Consider the following 9735-nt stretch of genomic DNA (forward strand, 5'->3'; position numbering starts at 1 on the left):
TGTATCATGAAACGGAGCTTGCGACAAGAAAGGGCAATTCCTCTTTTTTTAAGATTTTTTTAAAGAAATGCGGTATAATAAATTTTAATTAAAGGAGAGAATGTATGTCTAATTATCGTAGAACTTCAAAACCAAAAACAGAACACATCAAAAAAGGATTCACGGTCTTTCAAAAAACCGTTGCTACAATCGGTAGTATCCTTGGCTTAATTACCGCAAGTATCACTATCATGAACGCCTTAGATAATAACAAAAATACTAAAAAAGAACCTACGACAACCCAGACGACAACAATTGTCAAAGAAATTCAAAAGGAATCCCCTCAGGAAAACACTAGTCCTAATAAGGAAAACAACACTTCTCAAGAAAAAGCACAACAAGAAGAAACGCCAAAATCTAGCGTCAAGGAAGAGAAAAAAGAAGAGCAGAAAACAGCAACTCAGGACGCTACTACATCTGCTACAAGCAAACCTACTACTGAAAATGAAAAACAGTCCAATAGTCCAACTTCGGAAAATAAAACTAATCAATAATCACTAAAATAGCCTCCTTCCAAACTTGGAAAGAAGCTATTTTTTTATTGTTGTAAAACTTTTCTTGGTTTGGTACCTTCAGCTGGACCAATGACACCTGCCATCTCCAGTTCTTCCATAAGGCGGGTCGCACGGTTAAAACCAACTGATAAACGACGCTGAATCATGGATGCGCTGGCTTTCTGGGTCTCAATGACCAAAGCTTTGGCTTCTTCAAAAAGCGGATCTCCACCAGTTTCACCATCTGAAAATTCACCTTCATTTTCAGAAACCTCACCTGGATCAAAACTCTCATCGTAGTCCGCATCAGCCTGAGCCTTGATGAAGTTTACGATGCGTTCAACATCATCATCCGAGATAAAGGAGCCTTGGAGACGAACTGGATGATTTTCATCGATTGGTTTAAAGAGCATATCTCCTCGACCAAGCAGTTTCTCAGCTCCATTTTCATCTAAAATAGTACGGGAGTCTGTTCCTGATGAAACTGCGAAAGCGACACGAGATGGGACATTGGCCTTGATTAGACCAGAAATGACATCAACGGATGGACGCTGGGTTGCAAGAATCATGTGGATACCGGCAGCACGCGCCTTCTGCCCAAGACGAATAATGGCATCTTCCACTTCCTTGCTGGCCACCATCATAAGGTCAGCCAACTCATCCACAATCACGACAATGAGCGGTAGCGGAATTTGCTTGTACTCAGACTGGGCATTGAACTCTTCTACCTTGGCATTAAAGCCTGCAATATTACGAACTCCTACCTTTGCAAAGAGTTCATAACGATTTTCCATCTCATCCACAACCTTTTGCAGGGCCTTGCTGGCCTTGCGTGGATTGGTTACAACTGGAATCAAGAGATGGGGAATGTCATTGTAAACAGATAACTCAACCATCTTGGGGTCAACCATCATAAATTTGACTTGATCTGGTCTAGCCTTCATGAGAATGCTAGCAATAATGCCATTAACAGCTACTGACTTCCCTGATCCCGTTGAACCTGCGACGAGCAAGTGAGGCATTTTGGAAAGGTCAAAAGCTCTTGCGGTGCCATTAACTGCCTTCCCTAAAGGAATTTCCAAGAGATTTTCTGCTTTCGTTTGAGATTGTTCCCATAGTTCGCGGAAGGACACAGTGGCAATTTCAGAGTTAGGCACTTCGATTCCGACTAGGGATTTCCCAGGGATTGGAGCTTCAATCCGGACATCCTTGGCCGCCAAAGCTAGAGCGAGGTCATCTGCTAGATTGGAAATGCGGTTGACCCGTACACCGACTGCTGGTTTGACTTCATACTTGGTCACTGATGGTCCAATTTCGGCCCGTTCAACCGTCACCTTGATACCAAAGCTAGCAAAGGTTTCTTCTAGGATTTTGATATTTTCCCGGACGATTTTCTTCTCTTTAGACTGGTCTTTGGGTTTATCTGCTGCAAAGAGTTGTAAACTTGGAAGTTTGTATTCAAGAGCTTCTTTGGCTGAAAAATCGACCTGTACCTCTTCATCATCAAAGGTTTCTTCTTGATTGGGGAATTCATGATCAGCTTGAGGGAGGATGATTTCTGGTTCCACCCACTCTTCTTCAGGTATAGGTGGAAAATCCTGAACGGCTTCCTCTGTCAAAATTTCGCCTGTTTCCATATCAACAGGAGGCATATCAAGTAAGGCTTTCTCAGCCGCTTCTTTTTCTAATCTAGCCTCTTCCTCGGCCTTTTGACGAGCTTGTTCTTCTTGTTTGACAAAGCGTTCCTCTTTTCGACGCTCATGCCCTTCCCGCCATTTAGCAAAGACTCTACTGAAAAATTCAGCGATATCGTAAACAGACCAAGGACTGACTAGGAGAGCACCCACTAAAATCAAGATAGAACCAATAAAGTAAGTACCGATATTTGAGAAGAGAAAGGCTGTTGGCACATATAGGGCAACACCAATCAAGCCTCCACCAGCAAAACTGGTCGTTCGAAAACCAGTCAAATCAGTCACAACCTGAGCCATGGTTCCTCTTAGGATAGAATTGTCCAAGCCATATTTCCAAACTAAGTAGGCTTCAAAAATCAGGAGCAAACCTGCAAATATAGTGAAAAAGCCAGATAGGAGGCCTTCCTGTTTTCGGATCCACTTGAAAAAGAAGAGATAGATTAAGAGGCCAAATATAGCCAGATAAGCTAGGCTACCCACCAGCAAGCGAATTAAATTGTAAAGGGTGATGCCTGCAGCCCCTAATTTGAAGGCTGCAAAAATCAATAAAAACGCGATTACTAGTGAAATCAACATTCGTTGAATCGCTTCTTTTCTTTCGAGTTCTGCTTTAGACGGTCTCCGTCTTGTTTTACTTGTATTTTTGTTTGCCATTCTTCTATTATACCATATTTCACAGGCATTTCGGAAAAGGTCAGTATTCTCCTTGGATAGTTCAGTATTAAGAGATTCAAATAAAATTTTCTTATCCATAGTTTCTATCTCTAAGCAATTTCAGAACATCTTTTTAATAGGCTTTATGATTCAGATGACTGTTCATCAAAAAAAGAAGATATGCAAAATTTTGAAATTTTGATATAATAGAACTATCAAAAAGTAAAGGAATGATTGGTATGAACGCAATCACAGCTCACAGCTCACAGCTCACAGCTCACAGCTCACAGCTCACAGCTCACAGCTCACAGCTCACAGCTCACAGCTCACAGCTCACAGCTCACGCTGATTATGTAATCGGACGTGTTTTTTGTCAAGCACTAAAACAGACTTTTTCACATTTTTGTGAGGAGGTCTTTTCTGTTGTTTCTCAACTCAATGAGTTGATTGTTGGAGGTGTAAAATGGCGCCTCTAGCTATTGATAGAAGTTGGCAATCTGGAAATGAAAGAGCTGACAATTTATTTTTCTGGAGAAATTTCGGTTTTGATGAAAAAGATATTTTAATCGAAAATACTGATGGTATCATTAACGGAGCTCTGTTTGAATTTAAAAATAGCATTGCTGATCTTAATGCTGTGCTTGTTCAAGCTATCCACTATCTGTCTAAATTAAGGATTAAAGGTGGTATTCCTATACCAAGCAAAATCGTTTTAGTTGATATTAATAAAAATCGTGCTAGTGTTTATGATGCAACTCAATATCGTTTAGAAATTTTACAAAATTATACGAATAGTGCATCAAAAAATGTAAATCAGACCACTTTAAAAAATGCTACTAATCCTGAAAAAGTAATTGAATTTGATGTTCTTCAACCAAAAAGCCCTAAAAATCGTGAATTGTGTGAATTATTCCAAATAGACGAGTATCAAAAGTTTGAAATTGATTTTCCAAACATTTTAGGGTGGGCGAACTATATATACCGTCACGATAAAACAACAACAAAATCTCAAATGTTTGAGATGCTCAAACAACCATCTAATTCAATAGTCGAAAACTATATCTTACCTTGGTGTGGAGACGAAAGCGATTTTGACACCGTGATGGACGCATTAAATGACCCCGCAAATAGAAAAGATTTAGGAGCATTTTATACACCACTACCTTATGTTAAAGAAGCAACTAAACTTGTTCGTCAAGCTATTAGCAATCTTCCTAAAGGCATGGACTATGTTATTTTGGACAGATGTGCTGGTACAGGAGCATTAGAGCATTATTTAACCGAAGAAGAGTTAAGCCATGTTATCTTGAATACTTATGAAATAAAAGAATGGCTTGTTTTGTATAACAAATATATTGGGAAGGTACGGGCTATCATACCACCACTTTCAATGGTACAAGAAAACAAGGGGAACTTAGTAACAGGTGGGGATGCTTTAGCAGAAGAGTTTTTATCAATTCCAATGGAAACAGATGGAAAACATAATACATTACAAGAAGTCATAGATGACAAAAACGTTGCGATTATTGGTTTTGAAAATCCCCCTTATTCTAGCGAATTAGCCCGTGCTCAAGAAGGAAATGTTAAATCGATAGATAAATTTAGCTATATAAGGAAATTGATGTCCGATGAATTTGTTGGTGATAGTAACCATGCAAAAGATTTGCTAAATCAATTCGTTTGGTCTTTTGAAAAATACTTTATGAGAGATGAAAACGACTATTATATTTTATTTGCTCCTGTTAAGTATTGGAAATCAGTTGGTCTAATGCAAAAAATCTTTATTAATGGTTTTCTAGCAAACAGAGGGAACTTTAAAGCACAAGAAAGTTCCGTTTTGGTAGCACTTTGGAAAAACGATCAAGATAACGAAACTGAAAGTATTACTGTAACTGCTAAAGAAATATGGAGAGATAATAAAAAATGGGGAACTGGGAAAGGAGCAGCAGTCATTGATGTACCTGAGGATGCTATTCTTAAAGATGTGAAGCATGTCACTATAAAAAAAGTATACAAAACGCTAGGAGAATACTATTCTAAAAAGTTAAAAACAGATGTGTTATCTAAAATTGCTACTGGCTACGATGGTAAAGAAGTGCCATTAAAAAGCTATGGAAAACCTGTTTATAATGACAATATTTTAGCGGTTATAGAAGCCAGTGGTTTTGGTACTACTCCGCAGGACATAAGAATGACTAGAATTGCTATTTATCATGGACGAGGTAGTCAAGTTAGAACAAATAATTACGCAGAGCAAACTGCTTTGTTTGTTGCCAAGCAATACCCTCAAAAAAACTGGTATGAAAGGGATATTTACTATACAACTGCTGATAAAGGGGATTTGTATACAGAGGATACAGATTTTCTTAGAAAAGCTACATTATGGACTTGTATCTCTCAAAAAAATCATTGTTTGAGCTTTGATGGTTCTGATGGAAAGTTTTATAGTAACGAAATGTGCCTAGATAAGAACTCTCTAGTTCGTAAAGAATTGATCGAACAAGAAAAATATGGAAAACTTGATAGAGCTGACTTAATGTTGCTAGGTGTCTTCGATGAATTACTTGAACTAGCTAAAAATACTCAAGAATATAATCCAAAATACAATTATGGTACTTATCAAATTGAATTGGACATAAATACATCATACAAAGATGGTAATGATAAAAAGATATTCAACAATGAAAAAGTTAACACTAAACTAAAAGAACTTAAAACAAGGTTAGCTGAATACTACGAAAATGAGCTTGAAAGTAAATTATTTGAGTATGAACTATTGAAATAGTGAGAAGACGATTTCCAAACGGAAATCGTCTTTTTCGATATTGTTGAAATACTACATTTTGTGGTTGGTTTAAACTGGTATATAGTTCCCTTTTATTTAACTGTTTGTGGTTTGCGTAGGTAACCATAAACCACACCACTTACGATTGCTCCTACCAATACAGAAACGAGGTAAAGAAGAGCATTTGAAGTAAGGGCAATCACGAAGATTCCTCCGTGTGGCGCCATAAGTTTGATACCAGTAAGACCAACGAGTCCACCTGCTACTGCTGAACCAAGGATGAAACTTGGGATCGCACGAGCTGGGTCAGCGGCACCAAATGGAATTGCTCCCTCAGTGATAAATGACAAGCCCATGATGATGTTTGTCAAACCTGAGTTGCGTTCTTCCTTAGTAAATTTATCTTTGAAATGAAGAGTGGCGACAAAGATTGCAAGTGGTGGCACCATTCCTCCAGCCATAACTGCTGCCATGGCTACAGAACCACCTGAAGAAACAGACGCTGCAAGCGTACCTGTACCAAAGACATAAGCCGCTTTGTTAACTGGTCCACCCATGTCAACAGCCATCATTCCACCAAGGACGATACCAAGAAGGACAGCTGAACCTCCTCCAAGACCACCTAGGAAGTCATTCATAGCAGTGTTGATTGCTGCCATTGGGATATTAACAGCTAGCATGACAAATCCAGTCAAGATTGTTCCAAGAAGTGGCAAAAGAAGGATTGATTTTGCACCTTCAAGTGAACGAGGAACTTTAACGTATTTCTTGATAGCAAGAACTAAAGCACCTGCGATAAATCCACCAACAAGGGCACCTAGGAAACCAGATGAGACACCTGCAAGAGTTGAAGTTGCTTCACCACCTGCGGCATAAGGAATTTTACCAAAGGCAAAACCTTCTTTGGCAATAGCACCAGCCACGAAACCTGCTACCAAACCTGGTTTTTCAGCGATAGAGTAGGCAACATAACCTGCAAAGACTGGAAGCATCAAACCAAAGGCAGCTCCACCAATTTTCATGAACATAGAAGCTAGCTCATGGTAGGAACCAAGATTACCAAGATTTTCATTTGGAACACCCAAAGCACCGTCAATCAAGAAGGCAAGGGCAATCATGATACCACCGCCAATAACAAATGGCAACATTTGCGATACACCACTCATCAAGTGTTTGTAGAAGGCACCACCAAGACTTTGTTTTTCGTTAGAGGCTGTTGTAGCTTTTGTTCCATTAGCAGCACGATAAACTTCAGCATCTCCTGAAAGAGCCAAGTTAATTAACTCTTCTGTTTTACGGATACCGTCAGCAACTGGACGACTGATCAATGGTTTTCCATCAAATCGATCCATTTCAACGGCCTTGTCTGCTGCAATGATAACAGCTTTAGCCTTGCGGATATCTTCTACAGTTAGTTGATTTCCAACACCGCTAGCACCGTTGGTTTCGACCTTGATACCAACCCCCATTTCAGCAGCCACTTTTTGAAGGGCTTCTTGGGCCATATAAGTGTGGGCAATACCTGTCGTACAAGCTGTAACAGCTACGATAAAGTCACCAGAGTTATTGGTAGGTACTTGAACAGGCTCTTCAGTTTTTTCTGAAGCTTGGTCAAAAAGTTCGATAACTTGGTCAGCTGATATTGCTTGACGAAGTTTATCAGCAAAGCCGTCTTTCATCAAGTATTGAGACAATTCTGCCAAGGCTGCCAAGTGAGTATCATTGGCACCTTCTGGAGCTGCAATCATAAAGAAAAGGTCAGTTGGTTGCCCATCCAAGCTCCCATAGTCAACACCCTTGTTTGACTTGGCAAAGAGAACTGTCGCTTCTTTGACAGCGGCATTTTTGCTGTGAGGCATTGCGATTCCGTCACCCAAACCAGTAGAAGTCAAAGCTTCACGCGCCAAAATTCCTTCTTTAAAGGTTTCAAAATCTGTCACATAACCGTGGTCTGTCAAGCTTTTAATCATTTCTTCAATGACAGCTGTTTTTTCAGTCGCCTGTAAATCCAGCAACATGACATCTTTTCTCAATAGGTCTTGAATTTTCATCTTTTTTCTACCTCAACTTTTTCATATGTTTCTTTAATAAATTCTGCTGTTGCCAAGTCATCTGAGAAGGTGGTTGCCGTTCCGCAAGCAACTCCCCATTTGAAGGCTTCTACTGCTTCTTTAGATTTGACAAATTCACCTGTAAATCCAGCAACCATAGAGTCACCAGCTCCAACTGAATTTTTGACTGTTCCCTTGATAGGTTTTGCGAAATAAGCTCCCTCAGATGTGACAAGAAGTGCACCGTCCCCAGCCATGGAGATAATGACATTTTGAGCTCCTTTAGCCAGTAACTGACGAGCATAGTTCTCGATTTCATCTAAACTTTCGAGTTTAACCCCAAAAATCGCTCCAAGTTCATGATTGTTTGGTTTGACCAAAAGTGGCTGGTAGTCCAAACTATCAATCAAGGTCTGTCCTTCAAAATCACAAACGACTTGCGCACCAGTCTTGCGTGTCAAGGCAATCAAATCCTTGTAGATGACATTGCCTAGATTCTTAGCACTTGAACCAGCAAAGACAACTGTATCTTCTGCAGTCAAACTAGATAAAATAGCTTTCAATTCTTCTAGCTGAGCTGGTTCAACATTTGGACCAGTCCCGTTGATTTCTGTCTCTTGGTCTGCTTTGATTTTAACATTGATACGAGTATCTTCTGCCACTTGGACAAAACGTGTCTCGATTTCTTCCTCTGCCAGAGTATCTGTGATAAATTCACCAGTAAAACCTCCGATAAATCCAGTCGCTGTATTTGGAATACCCAAGCGTTTCAAGACACGACTGACATTGATTCCTTTCCCACCAGCAAACTTATCATCACTGTCCATTCGATTGACACTACCGACTTGAACTTGATCCAAACGAACGATATAGTCAATGGATGGATTGAGTGTGACTGTATAAATCATACTTCTATTACCTCCGTTTTCTCCTTAATAGCCTGCAAGAGCTCATGCCCTTGACTTGTGATAACAATAGCTCGTTTGAGTGGTGCTACCTTGGCAAAGCAAGTTTGTCCAATTTTAGACGAATCCACCAAGACATAGGTCTGTTTGGCATTTTCTAAAATAGCACGCTTCACAGCTCCCTCTTCCATATCAGGAGTCGTATAATAACCATCGTCCACACCATTCATCCCGATAAAGGCACGGTCAAAGTGCAATTGGTTAATCTGGTTAAGAGCAACGCCCCCGATACTAGCATCTGTCGCCATCTTGACACTTCCTCCAACCATGACAGTTGGAATCTGCTTTTCAACCAACTGAGCGGCATGGTGAATCGAATTTGTCACAACAGTAATATTCTTATTAACCAATTCATGAATCAAAAAAGCAGTTGTTGTTCCAGCATCGATAAAGATGACATCTTGTTCCTTGATGAGAGAGGCTGCCTTCTGAGCCAGCAACTTCTTTTCTTGAAGGTTTTTGACAGATTTTTCTTGAATGGTTTCTTCTTCCTGCAAGGAATGGGGCAATTCTGCTCCACCATGCACGCGACGAAGCTTGTTTTCCGCTTCCAACTCATCCAAATCTCTTCGAACCGTTGATTCTGACGTTTCTAACAAACTAACTAATTTTTCTAGAGAAACTACATGATGTTGATTTAACTCCTCTAAAATCAGTTGCTTCCGCTCTGTTTTTAACACTGAATCACCTCCTGTTATCGTTTACACTATTCATTCTATCACACTTTCTTTCAAAGTCAAGCGCTTTTTGTCATTTTCTTTCAAAATCTATCATTTTTCTTATTTCCAAAATTTTTATTGCAAGATAAGAGCCTTTATGGTAGACTATTTGAGTAAGTATTGGAAGATTACTCAAGAGGCTTAAGAGGCCGTGTTGGAAACGCGGTAGGCGTGTAACAGCGTGCGTGGGTTCGAATCCCATGTCTTCCGTTTATTTTAAAAAAGATACCCAAGAAATCTGAACTGCACCCCAAAAGTTAGACAGAAAAAATCTAACTTTTGGGGTGTTTTATTATGAAATTGAGTTATGATGATAAAGTTCAGATCTATGAAC

Annotated in this window: 6 protein-coding genes and 1 tRNA gene; 3 read left to right on the forward strand and 4 right to left on the reverse strand. The window is 39.7% G+C overall.

Annotated elements, in window-relative coordinates:
- Positions 1-104: 104 nt before the first annotated feature.
- Complete coding sequence (locus B7700_RS00605) at positions 105-533, forward strand: DUF6556 family protein (RefSeq protein WP_084886445.1); 429 nt, start codon at positions 105-107, stop codon at positions 531-533.
- 44 nt (positions 534-577) lie between these two features.
- Here B7700_RS00605 and B7700_RS00610 read toward each other — a convergent pair whose 3' ends face one another.
- Complete coding sequence (locus B7700_RS00610; protein ID WP_084886460.1) at positions 578-2881, reverse strand: DNA translocase FtsK; 2304 nt, start codon at positions 2879-2881, stop codon at positions 578-580.
- A 463-nt stretch (positions 2882-3344) separates the two neighbouring features.
- Between B7700_RS00610 and B7700_RS00620 the strand changes: the two genes are divergently transcribed.
- Complete coding sequence (locus B7700_RS00620; RefSeq protein WP_084886451.1) at positions 3345-5666, forward strand: hypothetical protein; 2322 nt, start codon at positions 3345-3347, stop codon at positions 5664-5666.
- Positions 5667-5758: 92 nt separating this feature from the next.
- Here B7700_RS00620 and B7700_RS00625 read toward each other — a convergent pair whose 3' ends face one another.
- From B7700_RS00625 to B7700_RS00635, 3 genes are read right to left on the reverse strand one after another with little or no spacing between them, the layout of a single operon-like run.
- Entirely contained in the window at positions 5759-7717 is a 1959-nt protein-coding gene (locus B7700_RS00625) for a fructose-specific PTS transporter subunit EIIC (protein WP_084886454.1), read from the reverse strand.
- A complete protein-coding gene (gene pfkB / locus B7700_RS00630; RefSeq protein WP_084886457.1) occupies positions 7714-8625 on the reverse strand; it encodes a 1-phosphofructokinase in 912 nt (303 codons plus the stop codon). The genes B7700_RS00625 and pfkB overlap by 4 nt, the downstream gene beginning before the upstream one ends.
- Complete coding sequence (locus tag B7700_RS00635) at positions 8622-9362, reverse strand: DeoR/GlpR family DNA-binding transcription regulator (RefSeq protein ID WP_000920651.1); 741 nt, start codon at positions 9360-9362, stop codon at positions 8622-8624. Before B7700_RS00635 ends, pfkB begins: the two co-directional genes overlap by 4 nt.
- 161 nt (positions 9363-9523) lie before the next feature.
- Between B7700_RS00635 and B7700_RS00640 the strand changes: the two genes are divergently transcribed.
- Positions 9524-9611 (forward strand) — tRNA-Ser (locus B7700_RS00640).
- The last annotated feature ends 124 nt before the right edge of the window (positions 9612-9735 follow it).

Origin of the sequence: Streptococcus mitis, assembly GCF_002096755.1 — a bacterium.
Taxonomy (GTDB): Bacteria; Bacillota; Bacilli; order Lactobacillales; family Streptococcaceae; genus Streptococcus; species Streptococcus mitis_AC.